The organism is Anaeromyxobacter oryzisoli, assembly GCF_022690765.1.
GTDB classification, from domain to species: domain Bacteria; phylum Myxococcota; class Myxococcia; order Myxococcales; family Anaeromyxobacteraceae; genus Anaeromyxobacter; species Anaeromyxobacter oryzisoli.
Window position 1 is genome coordinate 70,272 of record NZ_JALCZA010000008.1, and the last position, 20,778, is coordinate 91,049.

General features: G+C 73.6%; 18 protein-coding genes. 2 read left to right on the forward strand and 16 right to left on the reverse strand.

The genetic code is table 11. The features are described 5' to 3' along the window. Positions 1 to 25 precede the first annotated feature (25 nt). The 9 genes from MNZ27_RS04575 to guaB form a co-directional block, all read right to left on the reverse strand. Positions 26 to 286 (reverse strand): hypothetical protein, encoded by a 261-nt coding sequence (locus tag MNZ27_RS04575; protein WP_242392853.1) that lies wholly within the window; start codon positions 284 to 286, stop codon positions 26 to 28. A gap of 78 nt (positions 287 to 364) precedes the next feature. Then, on the reverse strand, positions 365 to 1,540 hold the full coding sequence (locus MNZ27_RS04580) for a CaiB/BaiF CoA transferase family protein (protein WP_242392854.1): 1,176 nt from the start codon (positions 1,538 to 1,540) through the stop codon (positions 365 to 367). A gap of 13 nt (positions 1,541 to 1,553) precedes the next feature. After that, the gene (locus tag MNZ27_RS04585) at positions 1,554 to 1,898 is read right to left on the reverse strand and encodes an SCP2 sterol-binding domain-containing protein (protein WP_242392855.1); all 345 of its coding nucleotides are present in this window, start codon (positions 1,896 to 1,898) and stop codon (positions 1,554 to 1,556) included. A gap of 74 nt (positions 1,899 to 1,972) precedes the next feature. Beyond that, on the reverse strand, positions 1,973 to 2,359 hold the full coding sequence (locus MNZ27_RS04590) for a response regulator (protein ID WP_242392856.1): 387 nt from the start codon (positions 2,357 to 2,359) through the stop codon (positions 1,973 to 1,975). Between the two features lie 110 nt (positions 2,360 to 2,469). Then, the gene (locus MNZ27_RS04595; protein WP_242392857.1) at positions 2,470 to 4,311 is read right to left on the reverse strand and encodes an AMP-dependent synthetase/ligase; all 1,842 of its coding nucleotides are present in this window, start codon (positions 4,309 to 4,311) and stop codon (positions 2,470 to 2,472) included. A gap of 10 nt (positions 4,312 to 4,321) precedes the next feature. Beyond that, entirely contained in the window at positions 4,322 to 5,116 is a 795-nt protein-coding gene (locus MNZ27_RS04600) for a tetratricopeptide repeat protein (protein WP_242392858.1), read from the reverse strand. 151 nt (positions 5,117 to 5,267) lie between these two features. Beyond that, positions 5,268 to 7,199 carry a hypothetical protein gene (locus tag MNZ27_RS04605; RefSeq protein WP_242392859.1) on the reverse strand — a complete coding sequence of 644 codons (1,932 nt, stop codon included), beginning with the start codon at positions 7,197 to 7,199 and terminating at the stop codon, positions 5,268 to 5,270. Positions 7,200 to 7,321: 122 nt separating this feature from the next. Then, on the reverse strand, positions 7,322 to 8,878 hold the full coding sequence (gene guaA, locus MNZ27_RS04610; protein WP_242392860.1) for a glutamine-hydrolyzing GMP synthase: 1,557 nt from the start codon (positions 8,876 to 8,878) through the stop codon (positions 7,322 to 7,324). A 107-nt stretch (positions 8,879 to 8,985) separates the two neighbouring features. Beyond that, positions 8,986 to 10,449, reverse strand: coding sequence for an IMP dehydrogenase (guaB, locus tag MNZ27_RS04615; RefSeq protein ID WP_242392861.1), 1,464 nt, complete (start codon positions 10,447 to 10,449; stop codon positions 8,986 to 8,988). A 188-nt stretch (positions 10,450 to 10,637) separates the two neighbouring features. Between guaB and MNZ27_RS04620 the strand changes: the two genes are divergently transcribed. Then, positions 10,638 to 13,088 (forward strand): TIGR02266 family protein, encoded by a 2,451-nt coding sequence (locus MNZ27_RS04620; protein WP_242392862.1) that lies wholly within the window; start codon positions 10,638 to 10,640, stop codon positions 13,086 to 13,088. Positions 13,089 to 13,116: 28 nt separating this feature from the next. Here the strand turns inward: MNZ27_RS04620 and MNZ27_RS04625 are convergent, their stop codons facing one another. From MNZ27_RS04625 to MNZ27_RS04650, 6 genes are all read right to left on the reverse strand, one after another. Further along, a complete protein-coding gene (locus MNZ27_RS04625; RefSeq protein WP_242392863.1) occupies positions 13,117 to 13,815 on the reverse strand; it encodes a DedA family protein in 699 nt (232 codons plus the stop codon). 138 nt (positions 13,816 to 13,953) lie between these two features. Beyond that, positions 13,954 to 14,415 carry a cyclic nucleotide-binding domain-containing protein gene (locus MNZ27_RS04630; protein ID WP_242392864.1) on the reverse strand — a complete coding sequence of 154 codons (462 nt, stop codon included), beginning with the start codon at positions 14,413 to 14,415 and terminating at the stop codon, positions 13,954 to 13,956. Beyond that, complete coding sequence (locus MNZ27_RS04635; RefSeq protein WP_242392865.1) at positions 14,412 to 14,942, reverse strand: gamma carbonic anhydrase family protein; 531 nt, start codon at positions 14,940 to 14,942, stop codon at positions 14,412 to 14,414. Before MNZ27_RS04635 ends, MNZ27_RS04630 begins: the two co-directional genes overlap by 4 nt. A 12-nt stretch (positions 14,943 to 14,954) precedes the next feature. Next, entirely contained in the window at positions 14,955 to 15,395 is a 441-nt protein-coding gene (locus MNZ27_RS04640) for a VanZ family protein (protein ID WP_242392866.1), read from the reverse strand. Further along, entirely contained in the window at positions 15,392 to 16,780 is a 1,389-nt protein-coding gene (miaB, locus tag MNZ27_RS04645) for a tRNA (N6-isopentenyl adenosine(37)-C2)-methylthiotransferase MiaB (protein WP_242392867.1), read from the reverse strand. Before miaB ends, MNZ27_RS04640 begins: the two co-directional genes overlap by 4 nt. 34 nt (positions 16,781 to 16,814) lie before the next feature. Next, positions 16,815 to 17,498 (reverse strand): hypothetical protein, encoded by a 684-nt coding sequence (locus MNZ27_RS04650; RefSeq protein ID WP_242392868.1) that lies wholly within the window; start codon positions 17,496 to 17,498, stop codon positions 16,815 to 16,817. On the opposite strand from MNZ27_RS04650, the gene MNZ27_RS04655 reads away from it, so the two are divergent. Then, positions 17,497 to 18,786, forward strand: coding sequence for a M48 family metallopeptidase (locus MNZ27_RS04655; RefSeq protein WP_242392869.1), 1,290 nt, complete (start codon positions 17,497 to 17,499; stop codon positions 18,784 to 18,786). The genes MNZ27_RS04650 and MNZ27_RS04655 overlap by 2 nt on opposite strands. A gap of 184 nt (positions 18,787 to 18,970) precedes the next feature. On the opposite strand, the gene MNZ27_RS04660 is transcribed toward MNZ27_RS04655, so the two are convergent. Further along, positions 18,971 to 20,743: an AMP-dependent synthetase/ligase gene (locus MNZ27_RS04660; protein WP_242392870.1), complete on the reverse strand. Its 1,773-nt coding sequence runs from the start codon at positions 20,741 to 20,743 to the stop codon at positions 18,971 to 18,973. Positions 20,744 to 20,778: the final 35 nt, after the last annotated feature.

The following is a 20,778-nucleotide window of genomic DNA, read 5'->3' on the forward strand; positions in this document are numbered from 1 at the left end:
CACGGCGCCGCCTCGCGTTCGGGGCCTACGCTTCGCGGGGAGGTGACTGCCCGGGGATGGCGCCGAGCGGGGCGCCCGAGACGGGCGCGAGCCCCGGTTCGGGCGGCGGCGCCGCGGTCACGACGGGGACGGGCGCGACGTCCGGGGTGGCGGGGCGCGCGACGTCCGCGTTCCGCGCGACGCAGACCGCGCAGTCCTCGCGCCCGTGCGGGCCCGTGTGGACGTGCGGGGCCGCGGCCGTGAGGACCAGGAACAGCGCCAGGCCGGCGGCGACGATCGCGCGCATCTCGCGGGAGGATCGCCGTGGACGCCGCGCCGTGTCAAGCGAGGGCGCCCGGCCGGTGGCCGGGCTGCCGGACGGGCTTCACGTTCCGAGAACCCCGGCGGCGCGGAGCGCGGCGATCTCCTCCGCGCCGAACCCGGCCTCGGCGAGGACCTCCGCCCCGTGCTCGCCGAGGCGCGGGGCCGGCCGCCGCGGCGCGGTGAGGCCGCGGAGCCGCACCGGCGAGGCGACGCCCGGCAGGGCGCGCCCCTCGGACGGCGTCCCCACCTCGACGAAGGCGCCCCGCGCGACGAGCTGCGGGTCCGCCCGGGGCTCGTCCCCCTCGAGCACCGGCGCGAGGCACACGTCGTGCGCCGCCGCGAAGGCCGCCCACTCCTCGCGCGTCCGCTCCGCGAAGATCGCCTTGAGCTCGGCGCGCGGCCCGGCGCCGCCGTCGTCGAGCTGGCGCGCCGCGAGCTCGGGGCAGCCCACCGCGGCGCAGAACGCCGCGAAGAACCGGGGCTCGAGGGCGCCGAGCGCGACGTGTCGGCCGTCCCGCGTCCGGTACACGCCGTAACAGGCGGCGCCGCCGGTGAGCAGCTCGCGCCCCCGCACCAGCGGGCTCCCGCGCGCCTCCGCCATCCCGAGCGGCATCGCGAGCAGCGCGAGCGCCCCCTCGGTCATCGAGACGTCCACGTGCGCGCCCGCGCCGGTGGTCGCGCGCCCCACGAGCGCGGCGAGGATCCCGGCCACCGCCGGCCAGGATCCGCCGGCGACGTCCGCGAGCTGGACCCCCGGCGGCGCCGGCGCCTCGGGCGGACCGGAGAGCGCCAGCACGCCGGAGATCGCGCAGTAGTCGAGGTCGTGACCGGCGCGGCCGGCGTACGGTCCGTCCTGACCGTAGCCGGTGATCGAGCAGAGGACGAGGCGCGGGCTCGCGGCGTGCAGCGCGTCCCAGCCCACGCCCAGGCGGTCGAGGACGCCCGGCCGGAAGGACTCGACCACCACGTCGGCGCGCGCGGCGAGCCGGAGGAAGGCGCCCCGTCCCTCGTCGCGCGCCAGGTCGAGGGCGATCGAGCGCTTGTTCCGGTTGAGGGCGTGGTACGCGCCGGCGTGCGCGCCGGGGAACGGCCTCAGCTCCCGCAGCCAGTCCCCGTTCTCGAGCGCCTCCACCCTCACGACGTCGGCGCCGAGGTCGGCGAGGACGAGCGTCGCGTACGGGCCCGGCAGCAGCCGGGACAGGTCGAGCACGCGGAGCCCCTCGAGCGGGAGCGGCACGGGCCGGTCGCGATCAGGTGAGGATCTGCTGCAGCTTCAGCGCGAGCCCGATGTCGCCCTGGATCCGGAGCTTGCCGGACATGAAGGCCATCTGCGCGTTGAGCTTGCCGTTCACGATGTCCACGAAGTCGTGGTCGGTCGCCGCGACGACGCAGCCCGCGTCCGCGTCCTCGATGGGGCCGGCGGCGATCCTCCCGCCCGGCGCGGTGCAGTCCAGCGACCAGCTCCCGCCGGCGGCGCCGCCGATGTCGAAGCGGTACACGGCGTTGATCTTCGCGACCACGTCCGGCCGGGCCTGGAGCCGGGCCGGGAGGATCCGCTCGAAGACGTCCTTCACGCTCGACGCTGGCTCGGCCATGTCCGCGCTCCCGCCGGAAGGGTCTCGACTGGGGAATCGGTCGCGACGAACCTATTTGGCACTCCCCGCGCCTGTCAAGGCGAGGGGCGGCGGCCCTGGACGACCTCCGCGACGGCGCCGGTGAGCGCGTCCGGATCGACCGGCTTCACGAGCACCGCGTCCACCTCCTTGCCACGGGCGCGCGTGATGTCCTCGCGCTCGGCCCAGCCGGTCACGATCACGACGGGCACGGCGGGGGCGATCGCCTTCGACGCCCGGGCCAGCTCGAGGCCGCCCATCCCGGGCATCCCGACGTCGGTGACCACGATGTCCACCTGGCGCTCCGAGAGCGTGCGGAGCCCCTCCTGGCCGCTCGCCGCCGGGAACACCTCGTAGCCGGAGGCCTCGAGCACCTCGGCCATCAGCTCCCGGTTGTCCTCGTCGTCCTCCACCAGCAGGACGCGCACGCGGCTCGGCTCCATGCGACCCCCGCCCCGCCTCGGCGCCGACGGGAACGGTCACTTAACCACCTCCCGCGGGTGCCGCGCGAGCCCTCGTGGGGGCCGTGGGCCCCCCGCCTCGGTTGGCCTCGTCAACGCGGGCGGGCGCCGCCTTCATCCCCCTGCTCGGAGTAGAACGCGTCGAGCAGCGCCTGGTAGCGCTGCGTGACGACCTTCCGCTTCACCTTGAGCGTCGGGGTGAGCTCGCCGCCCTCCTGCGTGAAGTCGCGAGGCAGGATGGCGAACTTCTTGATGCTCGCGTAGCTGGCCTGCCGGGCGTTGAGCGCGTCGATCGTCTCCTGGATGCGCGCGCGCATCCGCGGGTCCTGGTGGAGCCCCTCCGCGGGGAGCCCGTTCTCGGCGGCCCACCGGCGGGCGTTCTCGTCGTTCAGGGTGACGAGCGCGCTGAGGAACTTCCGCCGATCGCCGTGGACCATCACCTGCGAGACGAGCGGATCGGTCTTGAGCTCGTTCTCGAGGTTCTGCGGAGCGACGTTCTTCCCGCCCGCGGTGACGATGATGTCCTTCTTGCGGTCGGTGATCTTCAAGTAACCGGCCTCGTCGAGGAGCCCGATGTCGCCCGTCGCGAGCCACCCGTCCTGCAGGACCTCCGCCGTCGCGGCGGGGTCCCCGTGGTAGCCCTTCATCACGCCGCCCCCCTTCACCAGGATCTCGCCGTCCTCGGCGATGCGCACCTGCGTGCCGGGCACCGGCGGTCCGACGGTGCCGATCCGGTTCCGCCCGGGGCGGTTCACGAACGTGCCGGCGGAGGTCTCGGTGAGGCCGTAGCCCTCGAGGATGGTGAAGCCGAGCAGGTCGAAGAACCAGGCGATCTTCGGCGCGAGCGGCGCGCCGCCCGACACGAAGAGCCGCACCCGCCCGCCGAACCGCTCCCTCAGCGCGTGCGCCAGCTTGGGGAACACGAGCTTCCGCCCGACCAGCATGCCGAGCGACGCGTGATCCCGGCCCTGCTCCTTCGCCGCCGCGTACTGGTCGAAGCTCTCCATCGCGAGGCGGAACAGCGCGCCCTTGAGCCCGGGCGCGGCGAACCCCTTCGTGATCACCGTGTTGTAGGCCTTCTCGAAGATGCGCGGGACCGCGGGGATCACCGTCGGCCGCACCTCGGCGGCGTTCTCCACGATCTTCTCGAGCGACTCGACGAACACGGCGGTCGCGCCGGTCGCGAAGAACACCGCCTCGATGACCTTCGCGAAGGAGTGGGCCATCGGCAGGAACATGAGGACGAGGTCCTCCTCGCCGATGATCTCGATCTCCTCGACCGCGTACGCCTCGTACACCCAGTTGCCGTGGGTGAGGATGACCCCCTTCGGCCTCCCGGTCGTGCCGGACGTGTAGATGAAGCTCGCCGGGTCGTCGCGGCCGAGCTTCGCGATCCGCTCCTCGTGGGCGTGCGGGTGCTCCCTCCGCCACTCCGCGCCGGCGCGCTCCACCTCCGCGAGCGTGCGCTCGAAGCCGTCCTCGGCCGGGCCCTGCGCCCGGACGATCCGCTCGAGCGCCGGGAGCTGCCCCCGCACCTGCCGGATCTTCGCCACCTGGACGGCGGAGTCGCAGAAGACGAGCCGCGCCCCGGAGTCCGCCAGGATGTACTGGCACTCGGCGGCGGTGTTCGACTGGTAGATCGTCACGGTGACGGCGCCTGCGCCGAGGATCCCGAGGTCGGCGAGGATCCACTCGAGGTTCGTCTCGCCGATCACCGCGATCCGATCGCCGGCGCGGATCCCCAGCGCGGCGAGCCCGTCCGCCACGTCCCGCGCCCGCCGCGCCGCCTCGGCCCAGGAGACGTCCTCCCACCTCCCACCGCGCTTGTGCTTCACGGCGACGCGCGCGCCGCTGGCCCGGGCGCGCTCCTCGAAGAGCGCGACCAGGTTCTGCGCCACCTGCGCGCCCTTCCTCGGCTCGACCTCGGCGATCATCGGACCCTCCTCACCTCCGCTCGAGCTCCGCCCGCGCCACCGCCTGCCAGCGCCGCTCCTCGGGAGCATCGTACCGTCCCGGCTGGCCCGAGAGCGCCTTCTCGAGCTGGGCCCGGGCCGCCTTCCCCTCGTCTTCCTTCTCGTAGAGGTCGGCCAGGTACACCCGGGCCCGCACGTTGTCGGGGTTCCGCTTGAGCGCGGCGAGGAGCGCCGCCTCGCTGCGCTTCGCGTCGTACTTCGGCCACGGGAGCTTGAACCAGAAGCGACCCCAGGCGGTCTGGATGCTCCCGTTCTGGAAGTTCGGGTCGATCCGCTCCGCGTGCGAGAGCCGGTCCTTGAACTTGCCCTCGATCCCCTCGCCCAGCGCCCGCAGGATGCCGATCCCGAGCGAGTAGTTCCCCATCCCCGCGGCGGCGAAGTGGTAGCCCTCCACCCGGTTCGGGTTCGCCGCGATCGCCTTGTCGCCGTACTCCCAGCCCCGCTTCCCCAGCCTGCTCTTCTCCTTGTTCGGGAGCGCGGGGTCGTCCGAGAGCCAGAAGTAGAGCCGCGCGAGCCGCCACAGAACCTCGTAGTCGTTCGGGGCGCGCCGCTCGGCCTGTTCGAGGCTCGACCGGACCTCGTCGAGGGCGCCCGGCGCGTCCCGCCTCGCGTACGCCGCGTCGGCCTTCGCGAGGAGGGAGGCGACGTCGCCCTGGCGCACCGCGTCATGCGGCGGCGGTCCGGCGGCGGGCTGCTGCTGGGCCAGCGCCGGGGACGCGACGAGGACGACGAGGAGGATGCACGGGAGCAGCGAGCGGGTGGGCATGGGCCTACCCATGCTGACCACGCCTCGCCTGCGCAGCAACCCGGAGAGAGGTGTACCGGGCTCGGCGGCGGAACCGGGCGACACCCACGGTGAGCGGGGGCGGGACGCGATCCCGCCGTCCCGCCGTCCCGCTCACCGAGCGTCGATCACGTCAGTACGAGCCCGGCCCCAGGTCGCCGCAGATGCAGGTGCCCGGGTTCCCCGGGGTCGTCGCGGTCGCCGCGGTCGGCTGAACGAACGGCTGCGCCGAGCCCGGCGCGTTGTCGCCGGCGTAGCAGGTCCAGGCCTCCGCCTGCGTCCCCGTGCGGATGCCGCCCAGGGCGGCGTAGCAGTCGGCGCGCGTGAGGCAGCCGCCCGCGGGGACCCGGCCGAGGTAGTCGGCCGAGTAGGTCTGGCCGGGGTTCGCCTCACAGTGATGGTTGTTGTTGATGTAAATGAAGCGGCTCACGACGGAGGGATCGTTGCTCGCGAGCTGATCGCCGCTCGCCGTGAACCACCAGTCGTAACCCTGGGTGTTCGCGTCGGCGGCGGTGAGCCCCGCGGGCGCGGGGCCGGTGCAGGTCTTCACGGTCTTGCCCGAGGAGTCGGCGATCCGGAGGATGGTGATCTCCGAGCCGGCGGGCTGGCTCGGCAGGACGAGGCCCGACGGCGGCTTCACGATCTCGGCGATGCGATTGAGGATCGTCCCGAAGTTGGGGTTGCACATGGAGCCGGCCACCACGTCTGCGCCCTTCTGGCGGAGCGCGTCCGCGGCCTGGAGGAACCGGGTGCCCGGGCCCTGGCCGCCGCACGTGTCGGTGCTGCAGACGCTGGCGCTCCCCGTGCACTGGTAGTCGCAGCAGATGCCCGCCACGCACGACTGATCCTCGCACGTCTCGCTGTTCGCCGAGACGATGAAGGCGGCGCCGAGCGGTCGGCCGAGGCCGCCGAAGTAGTCCACGATCTGGCTCACCGGGTAGTGCTTGCCCTGCCCGTCGGGCAGCGCCGCGTCGGAGACGCAGGAGTCGGCCCCCGGCCCGCCGCTGAGGATGATGCCGTTCACCGGGTCCTCCGGGGACGCGCAGTCGTCCTCGTCGCCGAGGAACACGAGGACGAGCTTGGAGTTCTGGTGCGGCCAGTCGGCCGGGATGGCGGTGCCGTCCGTCTTCCGGTCCTGCTGCTGGCCGGCGAGGGCCTTCTGGACCGCGAGGCGCCCGGCCTGGAGCCCCTGCTCCTCGCCCGAGCCGCAGGTGCCCGCGAGGACGTTCTGCTTGAAGAAGGCCTGGAGCTGCGCCGAGGTGTAGCCCTGCTTGTTGCACACCGTACCCGCGGCGCAGGCGGGGTTCTGCGGATCGGTGGGAGCGGGGTACAGCTCCTTGTCGAAGTGGATCACCCGCGGGTTGTTGCCAAATCCGACGAAGGCGCCGTGCGGGTAGAGCTGTCCGTTGCTCGCCAGGCCGCCCGTGCAGGTGCCGTCGGTCGGCACGTAGTAGTGCTTGGAGAGCTTGCCGCACGCCGCGCCGACCGCGCTGCACGTCTGGTTCGTCTGGTAGGCGGCGGTGAGCGTCTTCGTGGACGGATCGCAGCAGATCTTCTCGCCGAGGTAGCCGGCGCACTGGTCGGTGCAGCTCCCCGCGGCGCCGCCGCAGTCCGAGTCCGCGGCGCAGCTCTTCGCGGTCTTCATCGGCGCGACCGGCGTCGAGCCCGACATCGAGCAGCACACGTCCGCCGCGCCCGCGCCGGGGCAGTCGCTCCGGCAGACCGCGGTGGTCGGGTTGTTGATGAAGATCGACGTCGTCGTGACGGCGATGTGGAAGTCGATGGGCTCGAGCCCGTTGTTACGGCGCGCCTGGTTGGTGGCGTCGAGGTTCGAGATGAAGGCGGCGAAGTTGTCGGCGAGCTTCTGCTGCTCGCCTGCCATCGACCCGGAGTCGTCCACCACGAAGAGCACGTCGGCCGTCGAGATGTTCGACAGCGTCACCCGCTCCTGGCCGGGCTGGATGAGGCAGTGCCCCACCGGGTTGAAGTTGTAATCCTGGCAACCCGCGACGAGGGCGCCGAGGGTCAGCAACACGAGGCGGGTGCGGACGCGAACCGGTCGCATCAAGAGGGACCTCCGATCGGCGGCGATGATAGCCCCGAACGTCCCTCGGGCAAACGACGTGCTGCGTTTGCTGCGCGGTTTTTGCTCGCTTGCGCGGAGTGAAACGGCGGACCTGCGCCCACCTACTCCCACTCGATCGTCGCCGGCGGCTTCGACGAGACGTCGTACACGACGCGGTTGATCCCGCGGACCTCGTTGATGATCCGCGTGGACATCCGCGCGAGCAGCTCGTACGGGAGGCGCGCCCAGTCGCCGGTCATCCCGTCGGTGGACTCGATCGCCCGGATCGCGCAGGTGGCCTCGTAGGTGCGCTCGTCGCCCATCACGCCGACGCTCCGGACGGGGAGGAGGACCGCGAACGCCTGCCAGAGCTGGTCGTACAGCCCGGCGGCCCGGATCTCCTCCTGCACGATGGCGTCGGCCTTGCGGAGCAACGCGAGGCGCGGCTCGGTGACCTCGCCGAGGACGCGGATGGCGAGCCCGGGGCCGGGGAACGGCTGGCGGCGGACGATCTGCTCCGGGAGCCCGAGCTCGAGCCCGAGCCGCCGGACCTCGTCCTTGAAGAGCTCGCGCAGCGGCTCGACGAGGGCGAGCTTCATCACCTCGGGCAGGCCGCCGACGTTGTGGTGGCTCTTGATGGTCGCGGACGGCCCCTTGAAGGAGACCGACTCGATCACGTCCGGGTAGAGCGTGCCCTGGACGAGGAACCCGGCGCGCGCGCCGTGCGCGGCGAAGTGCTCGACCTCCTCCTCGAACACCGCGATGAACTCGCGCCCGATGATCTTCCGCTTCTGCTCGGGGTCGGTGACGCCGGCGAGCTTCGAGAGGAAGCGCTGCGACGCGTCCACGGTGACGAGCGGGAGGTGGAACATCCGCCCGAAGACGTCCTCCACGGCCTTGCGCTCGCCGGCGCGGAGCACGCCGTTGTCCACGAAGATGCAGCGCAGCCGGTCGCCGATGGCGCGGTGGACGAGGAGCGCGGCCACCGCGGAGTCCACGCCGCCGGAGAGCGCGCAGATCACGTGGCCGTCCTTCACCTGCGCCCGGATCTGCTCGACGGCGACGTCCACGTAGGCGCGCATCGACCAGGAGCCGGAGCAGCCGCACACGCCGTGGGCGAAGTTCCAGAGGACGTCCTTCCCCCGCGGCGTGTGGACGACCTCGGGGTGGAACTGGATGGCGTAGAAGCGCCGGCGCCGGTCCTCCACCGCCGCGTACGGCGCGCTCGGGGTCGAGGCGACCGGCTCGAAGCCGGGCGGCAGCGCCTCGACGCGATCGCCGTGGCTCATCCAGACGTCGAGCTTCGCGGGCAGCCCCTCGAACAGCGGCGAGGAGCCCTTCACGCCGATGGTCGCGGGTCCGTACTCGCGGTGCGCCGCGTTGTCGACCTTGCCGCCCAGGGCGTGGGCCATGAGCTGGAGGCCGTAGCAGATGCCGAGCACCGGGACGCCCAGCTCGAACACGATCCGGTCCGCCCGCGGGCTCCCCTCGGCGAGCACCGAGGCCGGGCTCCCGGAGAGGACGATCCCGCGCGGCGCGTAGGCCCGGATCTGCTCCGCCGTGGCGGTGCACGGGTGGATCTCGCAGTAGACGCCGAGCTCGCGCAGCCGCCGCGCGATGAGCTGGGTGTACTGCGAGCCGAAGTCGAGGATGAGGATCTTCTCGGAGTGGATGTCCACGGGGCGATCTTTCGGGAGAGGGCTGCGGATTCGGGCCTCGGGCGTCGGGCTCGCCGGGCTTCGGGAGACGGGCCGAGGTGAGGAGCGGCGACGGCGCGACGTGTCCGTCAGTCGACGCGGTAGTTCGGCGCCTCCTGGGTGATGATCACGTCGTGCACGTGGCTCTCGCGGAGGCCGGAGGCGGAGATCCGGACGAACCTCGCCTTCGTGCGCAGCTCGGCGATCGTCTTGCAGCCGAGGTAGCCCATGCCGCTGCGGAGGCCGCCCACGAGCTGGAAGAGGTTCATCTCGACGGTGCCCTTGTACGGGACGCGCCCCTCGATGCCCTCCGGCACGAGCTTCTCGACGTCGGAGACGTCGGACTGGAAGTAGCGATCCTTCGACCCGAGCTTCATCGCGCCGATCGAGCCCATGCCCCGGTACGACTTGTAGCTGCGGCCCTGGTACAGGATCACCTCGCCCGGCGCCTCCTCCGTCCCGGCGAGGAGCGAGCCGATCATCACCGAGGACGCGCCGGCGGCGAGCGCCTTCACCATGTCGCCGGAGTACTTCACGCCGCCGTCGGAGACGACCGGCACGCCGTACTTCTCGGCGGCGCGGGCGCAGTCGTCCACCGCGGTGATCTGCGGGACGCCGACGCCGGCGACCACGCGGGTGGTGCAGATGGAGCCCGGGCCGATGCCGACCTTCACCGCGTCCACGCCCGCCTTGCACAGGGCCTCGGCCGCCTCGGCGGTCGCGACGTTGCCCGCGACCAGCTCGACGTTGCGGAAGTTCGCCTTGGTGGCGCGGACCGCCTCGATGACGCCCTTCGAGTGGCCGTGGGCGGTGTCCACGGCGATGACGTCGGCGCCCGCCTTGAGGAGCGCCTGGATCCGCGCCTCCCGGTCCGCCCCGACCCCGATCGCGGCGCCGCACAGCAGGCGGCCGTTCCGGTCCTTCGCGGCGTTCGGGTGCTTCTGGATCTTCTCGATGTCCTTGATGGTGACGAGGCCGCGGAGCTCGAAGGCCTCGTTCACGACGAGGAGCTTCTCGATCCGGTGCCGGTGCAGCAGGTCCTTCGCCTCCTCGATCGTGACGCCCTCGCGCGCGGTGACGAGCTCCTTCGTCATCACCTGCTCGACCCGCTGCTCGAGGTTCTTCTCGAACCGGAGGTCGCGGTTCGTGAGGATGCCGACGAGGCGACCGCGCTGGACGACCGGGATGCCGCTGATCCCGTTCTCCTGCATCAGCGCCACGGCGCGGTGCAGCGGCGCGTCGGGCTCGATGGTGATCGGGTCGGTCACGACGGCCGACTCGTACTTCTTCACCTTCGCCACCTCGGCGGCCTGCTCCTCGACGGGCAGGTTCTTGTGGACGAAGCCGAGCCCGCCGACCGCCGCCATCGCGATGGCCATCCGCGCCTCGGTCACGGTGTCCATCGCCGAGGAGACGATCGGGATGTTGATCTGGATGTTGCGGGTCAGGCGCGTCGACGTCTCGACCGACTTCGGGAGCACGTCCGACTCGGCCGGGAGGAGCAGGACGTCGTCGAACGTCAGTGCCAGGCGGAGGTCGTCACGGTTGAGCATGCGGACGTATAGACGACCGGGATCGCGCCCGTCAAGACGACCGGCCGAACGAAGCCAACCCCGCGCCGCGCCAGCGTTCTCGTCGCGGCGCGGCGCCGGGCGGATCGCCCGCGGGCCCGCCGGGTGGGCGGGCGCCCACACGCGACCTCGCTTGCCGGGCGGCTAGCCCAAAAGGGATACTCGTGGCGGTGGAGGGACCTCACGACCAGCAGAGCGGGGGGCGCGCGCCGATCGCCCTCGTGGTGAAGCTGTCCTACGACAGCGTGGACGCGTTCGCGGAGCGCTTCGCCGTGAACGTCTCGCGCGGCGGCATCTTCATCCGTTGCCGCGAGCCGAAGCCGCTCGGCACGCCGCTCTCGCTCGAGCTCAAGCTCCTCGGCGGCGAGACCGTCCTGCGCGCGCAGGGCGTCGTCCGCTGGCACCAGGCGGAGAACGCCGGCGCCCGCCCGGCGACGGCAGCGGGGATGGGCGTCCAGTTCACGGCGCTCGACGAGCCCTCGCGCGCGCTCGTGGACCGCATGGTGGCGCTGAAGGAGCGCCGGGGGGCGACGCCCGCACCGGCGAGTCCGCGCCCCGCGCCCACCCCGCCGCCCACGCTCACCCCCACCTCACGCCCGCGGGCCGCGACCCCGCCCCCCGTCCTCACCCCCACGCCGCGCCCTCAGACCTCGACCCCGCCGCCCGTCCTCACCCCTACGCCGCGCCCTCAGACCTCGACCCCGCCGCCCGTCCTCACCCCCGCGCCGCGCCCGCAGACCCCGACCCCACCGCCCGTCCTCACCCCTACCGCGCGCCCGCAGGCGGCGGCGACGCCACCGCCCGCCCTCGCCCCGGCGAGCGCCGCGCCAGCCCAGGCGGACCTCTCGCAGCCTCATCGCGCGGAGCGCCTCTCCGACGGGCCTGCGCGCCTGGAGACGGGGCTGCCCGATCGCCCGGAGCCCATCGCCCGGCCGTCGCGGGCGATCATCGGCATCGACCTCGGGACGACCAACTCCTGCGCCGCCATCGTGAAGGGCGGGAAGCCCTACGTGATCCCGTCGCGCGAGGGCTACAACACCGTCCCCTCGATCGTCGCGCTGAACGCGCGCGCCCGGATCGTCGTCGGCCACCTCGCCAAGGCCCAGCTCCTCGCGAACCCCCGCCAGACGGTGTGGGGCGCGAAGCGGCTCGTGGGGCGCCCCTACGACTCGCCGGTGGTCCAGGAGATCAAGAGCAAGTTCGCGTACGAGATCGTCGAGGGGCCGGACGGGCTGGCCGCGGTCCGGCTCGGAAGCGAGACCCTCACCCTCGAGCAGATCTCGGCGCTCGTGCTGCGCGAGGTGAAGGAGGTCGCGCAGAACCACCTCGGCGCCGAGGTGAACCGCGCCGTCATCACGGTGCCCGCCTACTACAACGAGCGGCAGCGCGCCGCGGTGCGGAGCGCGGGCGCCCTCGCCGGCCTCCAGGTCGAGCGGATCCTGAACGAGCCCACCGCCGCCGCCCTCGCCTACGCCTTCGACCGGCACCTGAACCAGCGCGTCCTCGTCTACGATCTCGGCGGAGGCACCTTCGACGCGTCCATCCTCGAGCTGAACGACAACGTCTACGAGGTCGTCTCGACCGGCGGCGACACGTTCCTGGGCGGCGTGGACTTCGACGCCCGGATCGTGGACCGGCTCCTCTCCGTCTGGGAGGAGCGCGCCGGCGAGCCGTTCTCCGGCGACGGCGTGGCCCTGTCCCGGCTCGTGGACGCGGCCGAGCGCGCCAAGTGCGCCCTCTCCCAGCGGACCGAGCTCTCCATCAACCTGCCGTTCCTCGCCATGAAGGACGGCGAGCCGCTGTCGCTCGAGACCACCCTGTCGCGGGAGGAGATCGTCGGGCTCGTCGAGCCCCTCGTCGATCGCACCCTCGCGGTGTGCCAGGAGGTGCTCGACGCCAAGGGGCTCCGCCCGGCCGACCTCGACGAGGTCCTGCTCGTCGGCGGACAGTCGCGCATGCCGCTGGTGCACGACAAGGTCGCCGCGTTCTTCGGCAAGCCGCCCTCGTGCGCGGTCCACCCCGACGAGGCGGTCGCGATCGGCGCGGCGCTCCTCGCCCAGTCGCTGGAGAGCCCGGAGGGCGTCGTCCTCATCGACGTCCTCCCGATGTCGATCGGCCTCGGCCTCCCCGGCGGGCGGGTGAAGACGATCATGGAGCGCAACACGCCGCTCCCCGCGCGCAAGCAGTACGGGCTCGCCACGACGCGCGACGGCCAGACCGAGTTCGAGCTCGTCGTGCTCCAGGGCGAGAGCGACCGCGCCGATCAGTGCGAGTACCTCGGCACGCTGCGGCTCGAGGGGCTCCCCCCCGGGCCGCGCGGCATGGTGCGGATCGCCATCACGTTCGAGCTCGGCGCCGAGTGCCTGCTCACCGTCACCGCGCGCGAGCTCAACTCCGGGCGCCAGGTGCAGGCGGTGATGAGCACGCGCGAGGGGCCGGAGGCGGCGCAGCGCCGGCTGGAGCAGGGGATCGCGAAGGGGGCCACCGGGACCTTCGCGGTGCCCGGGGCCACGCCGCCCCCGGTCGCCGACGGGCAGCCGGCGCCCGCGCCGGAGCAGCCGGAGCAGGGCGAGGGCGCCGGCGGGCTCCTCCGGCGGCTGTTCCGGCGCGAGGCGCGCTAGCCCGGCGGGGCTCCCGCCGGCCGCCGCGCTACTCCCGCTCCCCCTGCGCCGCCGCCTCGGCCGCGCTCGCGGCCGCGCGACGGGTCTGCAGCCACCGCAGCCCGATGCCGAGCAGCACCACCGAGACGCCGAGCAAAATGTAGTGCCCGAAGCGCGCGGCGAACCGCGCCGCGTCCTCGATGTTCGAGCCGAAGTAGAAGCCGATGCAGACCCAGAGCGGCGCGGAGACGAGCGCCGCGGCGGCGTCGAAGACGAGGAACTCCCAGTACGGGAGCCTCGCGTGGCCCGCGGTGAAGTAGGTGGGCGCCCGGATGCCCGGCAGGTACCGGGCGATCACCACGACGACGTTGCCGCGCCGCCGCATGAGCTTCTCGACCTTCTCGAGCTTCTCCGGCGTGATCACCCGCCGGAGCGGCCGGAAGTCCGCCACCCGGACCCCGAACTTGCGCCCGGCGAAGAAGATCACCGAGTCGCCGGTGACGATCCCGACGAGCCCCACGAACATCATGGCCAGGAGCCCGGGATCGCCGAGCATGAGCGAGACGCTCGCAGTGTCCAGCCCGAGCTGTCGGCTCGCCTCCAGCCAGGCGAGCACGCCGCCGGTGACCAGGATGACGTCCTCCGGCAGCGGCAGGCCGAAGCCGCAGAGGACGAGCATCGCGAAGACGAAGCCGTACCCGATGTGGAGGGAGTGCCCTCCCAGCATTTGGACCAGCCACTCGAGCATCGGCTCCTCGTCCCTCCGATCGAACGGATTACCGCAAAGTGCCGCTCGCCGTCACCGGGTCGTTCGTGCCATGCGGAGCGGACCCGTACCCGTACCAAACGGACCGCGGCCCGCTCCCCTTCCCGCCCGCGAGGGCGGCTACCCGGCGGGCTTGCGGCCGGGCAGCTCGCGCAGCGCGTCCCGGCTCTCCGCGACGCGCGCGGCGAGATCCGCCGCGATCGCGAGCGCGAGCTTGAGGCACGCGCTCGGCTTCTCGGCGGCCTTCCGGAAGAAGTCGCGGTGCGTGATCTCGATCACCTCGCACGGCGTCGCGGCGACCGCGGAGACGAGGCGCACGCCCTTGCCGAGGAGCGCCACCTCCCCGAGGTGCTCGCCCGCCCCGAGGACGGCGAGCTCCTGCTCGCCCGCGGCGGTCCGCTGCGTGACGCGCACCGTGCCGGACCTCACGATGAACAACGACTCCCCCACCATGTTCTCGACGAACAGCGGGGTGCCGGCGGGGAGCGCCCTCTGCTGGGCGATCCCGGCGAAGATCTGGAGGCCTGCGGGGGAGAAGTCCTTGAAGAGCACCGAGCGCTGCAGCGCCTCGAGCGCGGTCACGGCGGCGTACCCCCGGGTTCGCGGTACCGCGCGGCGGTGCTCACGTAATGCTCCGCGCTCCTCTTCAGGGACGCGATCTCCTCGGGGGTGAGGCTCCGCTTCGGCCTCGCCGGCGTGCCCATCACCAGGGTGCCGGGGGGCACGACGGCCCCGGGCGGCACCAGCGCGCCCGCGCCGATCATGGCGTCGGGCCCGACCACGGCGCCGTCGAGCACGATCGCGCCGATGCCCACGAGGCAGCGGTCGTGGACGGTGCAGCCGTGGAGCACCGCGCGGTGCCCGATGGTGACGTCGTCGCCGATGACCGTCGCGTGCGTGGCCGTCGTCACGTGCACGACGGATTGATCCTGCACGTTGGTCCGGGCGCCGATCCGGATGGAGTTCACGTCGCCCCGGATCACCGCCCCGAACCAGATCGAGGAGTCCTCCCCGATCTCCACGTCGCCGACGATCACGCTCCCCTCCGCCGCGAAGACCCGCGCACGCAGAAGGGGAACCTTCCCCCCGAAAGGCTGGATGACCGTCATCAACGGTGGATGCTAGCCCGCGGCCCCCCGGCGCCGCAAGAACGCGCTCGCGACCGCGGCGCCGACGAGCGCGCCCGAGGTGTCGGCGAGCCAGTCCAGGGCGTCGCACTGCCGGTTCGGGACGAAGCGCTGGTGGAGCTCGTCGGTGACGCCGTACAGGCTCGCCGCCGCGACGGCGACCGCGAGGGCCGCCGGCCCCGCCAGCCGGGTCCCGGCGAGCGCGAGCCGCAGGAGCAGCGCGAGCCCGGCGTAGGCGCCCGCGTGCAGGAGCTTGTCGTGCGACATGAGGTCGGACGGGACGAAGGGGAACGGGTTCGGCTGATCCGAGGCCCAGAAGATCCCGCCCGCGTAGACGGCGGCCAGGACGCCGAACGCGGCGGCCGCCCGGCCGAGCCTGCCGGCGCCGCCCGACGCGAGCGCGCCGTCTCCGGCGGGCTCGATCGGGCCGGTCACGCGAGCACCCCGGAGAGCGAGCTGCCGCCCGCGCGCGTGATCCGCGCCGCCACGCGCGCGCCGGTCGGCGCCGACGCCTCGTCGGCGGCGAGGTGGACCACCCGGTTCTCCGGCGTCCGCCCGACCCGCTCGCCGGGCTCGTCGGAGGGCCCCTCGACCAGCACCTCGACGACCTTCCCGAGCTCCGCCGCCAGGATCCCGGCGGCGATCCGCCGCTGCACCGCGAGGAGCCGCTCGAGGCGCGCCACCGCGACGTCGCGCGGGACCTCGCGCCACTCCGGGGCGGTGTCGAGCTTCAGCCCCGCCACGGTGTGCGGGCGGGGGCTGAAGACGAAGCTGAAGCTCTGCTCGAAGCGCGCCCGCTCGAGGAGCGCGAGCGACGCCTCGAAGTCCGCGTCCGTCTCGCCGGGGAAGCCGACGATGAAGTCGGTGGTGACGGCGACGCCGGGGCGCGCGGCGCGGAGCCGGTCGAAGCGGTCGAGGTACTCCGCGGCGGTGTAGTCGCGCCGCATCCGCGCCAGCACCGCGTCCGAGCCGGACTGCACCGGCAGGTGGAAGTGCGGCATCACCTTCGGCTCGTCCCGGAACACGTCGATCAGCGAGTCGGAGAGATCGTGCGGGTGACTGGTCGTGAACCGGATCCGGGCGAGCGCCGGGATGGCCGCCACGCGGCGGAGGAGCTCGGCGAAGGTGCAGCCGCCCGCGTACGAGTTCACGTTCTGGCCGACGAGCGTCACCTCGCGCACGCCCACGGCGGCCAGGTCGGCGCACTCGGCCACGACCTCGGGGTAAGGGCGCGAGACCTCGCGCCCGCGGGTGTGCGGGACGATGCAGAAGGCGCAGACGTTGTCGCAGCCCTTCATCGCCGTGACGAAGGCGGTGACGCGGCCGCGGGCCGCCTCGGGATCCGCGCGGGGGAAGAGGTACTCCTCCGAGTCCATCCACCCCGTCTCGGCGAACCGCTCCCGGGCGCCGGCCCGGTCCACCATCTCCGGCAGCTTGCCGATGTTGTCCGGCCCGAAGACGAAGTCGACGTACGGGACGCGCGCGAGGAGCCGGTCCTTCTCCTGCTGGGCGACGCACCCCGACACCGCGATGAGCGCGCCCCGGCGGGCCTTCACCTCGCGGTAGCGGCCGAGCGCGGAGAGCAGCTTCTGCTCCGCCTTCTCCCGGACCGCGCAGGTGTTGAGGAGGATGAGGTCGGCCTCGTCGGCGGTCGCGGCGCGCGTGAACGCGTGACGCCCGAGCAGCTCGATCATCCGCTGCGAGTCCGACTCGTTCATCTGGCAGCCGAAGGTGTGGACGAACACCTTCCGGGCGCCGGCGGACGGGACGGCGGGGCCCGGCGCGGCCGGCTTCTTCGAGAGCGTGACGAGGTCGGACATCGGGCGCGGAACGTAAGGAAGGCGGGGGGAGGAGTCAACGCCGGGGTTGGGGGCGAGGAGCGGGAGCTCGCCGCAGCGGCTCGAGGCGCGGCGGCCGTGGGCCGTGGAGGACGGCGCCGGCGACGGGGCCGTAGGCGAGCTCGGTCCCGGCGCGGACCGCACGGAGGAGCAGCCCGCCCCGGCTCATGTCCCCCCGGCCCACGAACGCGAGCGGGAAGAGCAGCCGCGCGCCGAGGACCCCGAGCAGCGGCTCGACGTACTTCGGGCTCGCGACGCTCCCGAGCAGGACCACCTCGCCGCCCGGCCCGAGCGCCTCGGCGAGGGCGCGGGCGTCGCGCTCGAGCGGCTCCCGGAAGCGCGGCTCCCTGGCGTGGACGCGCACCTCGGCGAGCGCGCGCAGGTCCGCGGCGCGGACGCGGGCGTGCACCGGGACGAGCCCGGCGCCGGGGGCGATGACGAGCGCCCCCGGCACGCCGGGCGGCGGCGTGGCGAAGGCGAGCGCGTACGCGAGCTTCCCCCGGAAGTAGAGCCCGCTCGCGAAGAGGAACACGTCGGCGAGGGGGGCGCCGCCCTCGCCCTGGACGGCCCGCGCCAGCGCGAACCGCGCGCCGGGCGAGAGCACGAGCGCCATCCGCTCCCCGCCCGCGCGGGCGGGCGACAGGAGGAACACCCGCCGCGGCTGCGTCCGCCCCGGCGCCGGGGTATGACCCCGGTCCATGACGCCTCCGGTGGTCCCGCTCTTCCTCGCCTTCTTCACGGTGCAGTTCGCCGTCGAGACGGCGCTCCTCGTCCTCAACCTGCGCCACGCCGCCCGCTCCCGCGGCGTCCCCGCGCCCCTGAGCGGCCGCGTCTCCGAGGAGACGGCCGAGCGGAGCCGCGCCTACACCCTCGCCAGCGGCCGCTTCGGGCTGCTGGAGGGGACCTTCTCGGCGGCGGTGACCCTCGCCGTCCTCTTCTCCGGCCTGCTCCCCGCCCTCGACCGCGCGCTCGGGGCGCGCGGGCTCTCCGGCGCGAACCTCTTCGTGGCGTACCTCGCGGCGCTCGCCCTCGGGTCCGCGGTGCTCTCCCTCCCCTTCTCGCTCTGGCACACCTTCGTGCTCGAGGCGCGCTTCGGCTTCAACCGGACCACGCCCCGGCTCTGGGCGCTCGACCGCGTGAAGGCGCTCGCCCTCCAGGCGGCGATCGGGGTGCCGCTGCTCTACGCGATCCACGCCTTCATGCGCTCGACGGGCGCGCTCTGGTGGCTCTGGCTGTTCGGGTTCCTCACCATCGTGCAGGTGCTCCTGCTCTGGGCGTACCCGGTGCTCATCGCGCCGCTGTTCAACCGGTTCCAGCCGCTCCCCGAGGGCGCGCTGCGCGCCCGCCTCGAGGCGCTGGCGCGCGACGCCGGGTTCCGGAACCGCGGGCTGTTCGTGATGGACGCCTCGCGCCGGTCCGGCCACTCGAACGCCTACTTCGCCGGGATCTTCCGCCCGCGCATCGTGCTGTTCGACACGCTGGTCGCGAGCATGAGCGTGGACGAGGCGGCGAGCGTCCTCGCCCACGAGATCGGCCACTACCGCGCGCACCACGTCCACCGCCGGCTCGCGCTCTCGCTCGCCGGGACGCTGCTCGTCCTGTACGCGCTCTCCCGCGTCGTGCCCTGGGCGCCGCTCTACGCCGCCTTCGGCTTCGACGGCCCCTCGCTCCACGCCGCGGTGGCGCTGCTCTCGCTCTGCGCCGGGCCGTTCGTCTTCTGGCTCGCGCCGCTCGCCGCGCGGCTCTCCCGCCGTCACGAGTACCAGGCCGATCGCTACGCGGTCCGGCTCGCGCGCGCGCCGGCGGCCTTCGCGAGCGCGCTCGTCCGGCTCAACGGCGAGAACCTCTCCAACCTGCACCCGCACCCCTGGTACAGCGCGTGGCACTACAGCCACCCGGCGCTCGTCGAGCGGCTCGCCGCGATCGAGGCGGAGGCCGCGCGCGGCGCGAGCGCGGCGGCCGGCGCGGCCCTGCTCCGCTCGCCCTGATTCATGGCGACACCTACTCGCATTGAGCTGCTGCGGCGCACGCTGCCTGCCTGCGCGGGGCAGACTCCTCCCTGCGCTGCTCGACGTGCCTTCCAGGCACGCCTGCGCTGCTCGGTCGTCGTGTGCCCCCGCTCGGCGACGGCATCGTGTGCCTCGCGACGCTCAACGCAAGCGGGTGGCGCCATCAGGCCGCGCCGTACAGCCGCGCGACGCCCGCCCCGAACCGGTCGAGCACGGCCTCGCGCCGCAGCTTGAGCGTGGGCGTCACGAGGTCCGGGTGGTCCTGCGGCGCGCCGGGGATGACGAGCAGCCGCTTCGGCTTCTCGAACTCGCTGAACGCCGCGAGGGCCGCGCGGACGCGCGGCAGGAGCTCCTCGGCGGCGTCCTGGCCCGCCGCCGCGAGCCGCGCGAGCTCCTCGCGCGCGACGAAGACGGCCGCCGAGACGAACGGCCGCCCCTCTCCCACGAGCACCGCGCCCTGGAACGGCGCGGCGGACACGATCGCCTGCTCGATGGGCTCGGGCGAGAGCTTCTTCCCGGTCGAGAGGACCAGCAGGTGCTTCTTGCGCCCCGCGATCCGCAGGAGCCCCTCCTCGTCGAACCGCGCCACGTCCCCGGTCCGGAAGAAGCCGTCCGGGTCGTAGGCGCCGGCCGCGTCCTCGGGCTCCAGGTACCCGGACAGGAGCAGCGGGCCCCGGACGAGCAGCTCCCCGTCCTCGGCGATGCGGACCTCGTGATCCGGGGAGACGAGGCCGGCGGCGCCGGCGCGGCGCAGCCCGCCGAAGAGGTTCGACGAGACGAGGCCCGCCGTCTCGCTCATCCCGTAGAGCTCGACGAAGGGGATCCCGAGCGCCTCGAAGAACCGGAAGGTCGCCACCGTGGCCGGCGCGCCGCCGGAGAAGAGCCCGCGGATCCGGCCGCCGAGCCGCGCCCGCACCGCGCGCCCGACGAGCACGTCGGCGACGCGGGTCAGGACGCGATCGCGGAGCGCGCGGGAGCCGTCCACGCGCACGCGCTGCGCCGCGGCGAGCGCCGCCCGCGCGAGCGCGCGCGCCGGCGCGGGGAGCCCCGCGAGCTTCTCCTCCACCCCGCCCCGGATCCGCTCGTAGACGAGCGGCACCGAGAACAGGTAGGTCGGGTGGAGCGCGAGGCTGCGCTCGATGTCCTCGCGGCGGGCGACCATCACGAGGCCGTGCCCCTGCGCCAGCGCGATCGCGAACTGGTCGTGGCCGGCGACGTGACCGAACGGCAGGAAGTGCACGCCGAGATCCGCCTCGACCGTGCCGGTGGCGATGGCGCCGCCCTCGATGGCATGGACGATGGCGCGCTGCGGGAGGCGCACGCCCTTCGGCCGGCCGGTGGTGCCGCTCGTGAAGAGGAGGAGGAACGGATCCTCCTCGCCCACGGCCGCCGCGAGCGCGTCCAGGTCCTCCGCGGGCGCGCCGTCGGCGGTGACCGCGGCCGCGTCGGCCCACGCCACGCCGGGCGGGAGCGCGCCGATCGCCGAGGCCGAGACGACCGCCACGAGGCCGCCGGCGGCGAGCTCCGGGGCGATCGGCGCGAGCTTCGCCCACTGCGGCGCGGAGACGAACGCGACGCGCGGGCGGACGCGGCGCGCGATGTCCTGCACCGCCGCGGCGGAGAGGCTCGAGAACAGCGCCGCCGGCTCCGCCCGGAGCGCCTGCGCGGCGAGCGAGAACGTCTGCCACTCCGGCGCGTTCTCGGCGAGGAGGAGGACCCGGTCGCCCGGGCCGACCCCGACGCCACGCAGGTACGCGGCCGCGCGGGCGACGCTCGCGTGAAGCGCCGCGAAGGTGATCTCCCGAGGGGTCCCGCCCGGATCGGCGGGATCGATGAACCGGATGAACACCGTCCCCGGGATCCGGCGGGCGGTGTGGACGAGCAGCCCGGGGAGGGTGCGGGCGGGGAAGCGGAAGATCGGGAGCGTGGGGTGCATGCGGAGGACCGCCTGGAGCGTGCGCCCGACGTGTC

Bases quoted from the DNA above. Each gene is read 5' to 3' on its own strand.
- MNZ27_RS04575 (WP_242392853.1), bottom strand. From the start codon at position 286: ATGCGCGCGATCGTCGCCGCCGGCCTGGCGCTGTTCCTGGTCCTCACG.
- MNZ27_RS04585 (WP_242392855.1), bottom strand. From the start codon at position 1,898: ATGGCCGAGCCAGCGTCGAGCGTGAAGGACGTCTTCGAGCGGATCCTC.
- MNZ27_RS04590 (WP_242392856.1), bottom strand. From the start codon at position 2,359: ATGGAGCCGAGCCGCGTGCGCGTCCTGCTGGTGGAGGACGACGAGGAC.
- MNZ27_RS04595 (WP_242392857.1), bottom strand. From the start codon at position 4,311: ATGATCGCCGAGGTCGAGCCGAGGAAGGGCGCGCAGGTGGCGCAGAAC.
- MNZ27_RS04600 (WP_242392858.1), bottom strand. From the start codon at position 5,116: ATGCCCACCCGCTCGCTGCTCCCGTGCATCCTCCTCGTCGTCCTCGTC.
- MNZ27_RS04605 (WP_242392859.1), bottom strand. From the start codon at position 7,199: ATGCGACCGGTTCGCGTCCGCACCCGCCTCGTGTTGCTGACCCTCGGC.
- guaB (WP_242392861.1), bottom strand. From the start codon at position 10,449: ATGCTCAACCGTGACGACCTCCGCCTGGCACTGACGTTCGACGACGTC.
- MNZ27_RS04625 (WP_242392863.1), bottom strand. From the start codon at position 13,815: ATGCTCGAGTGGCTGGTCCAAATGCTGGGAGGGCACTCCCTCCACATC.
- MNZ27_RS04635 (WP_242392865.1), bottom strand. From the start codon at position 14,942: ATGACGGTCATCCAGCCTTTCGGGGGGAAGGTTCCCCTTCTGCGTGCG.
- miaB (WP_242392867.1), bottom strand. From the start codon at position 16,780: ATGTCCGACCTCGTCACGCTCTCGAAGAAGCCGGCCGCGCCGGGCCCC.
- MNZ27_RS04655 (WP_242392869.1), top strand. From the start codon at position 17,497: ATGACGCCTCCGGTGGTCCCGCTCTTCCTCGCCTTCTTCACGGTGCAG.
- MNZ27_RS04650 (WP_242392868.1), bottom strand. From the start codon at position 17,498: ATGGACCGGGGTCATACCCCGGCGCCGGGGCGGACGCAGCCGCGGCGG.
- MNZ27_RS04660 (WP_242392870.1), bottom strand. From the start codon at position 20,743: ATGCACCCCACGCTCCCGATCTTCCGCTTCCCCGCCCGCACCCTCCCC.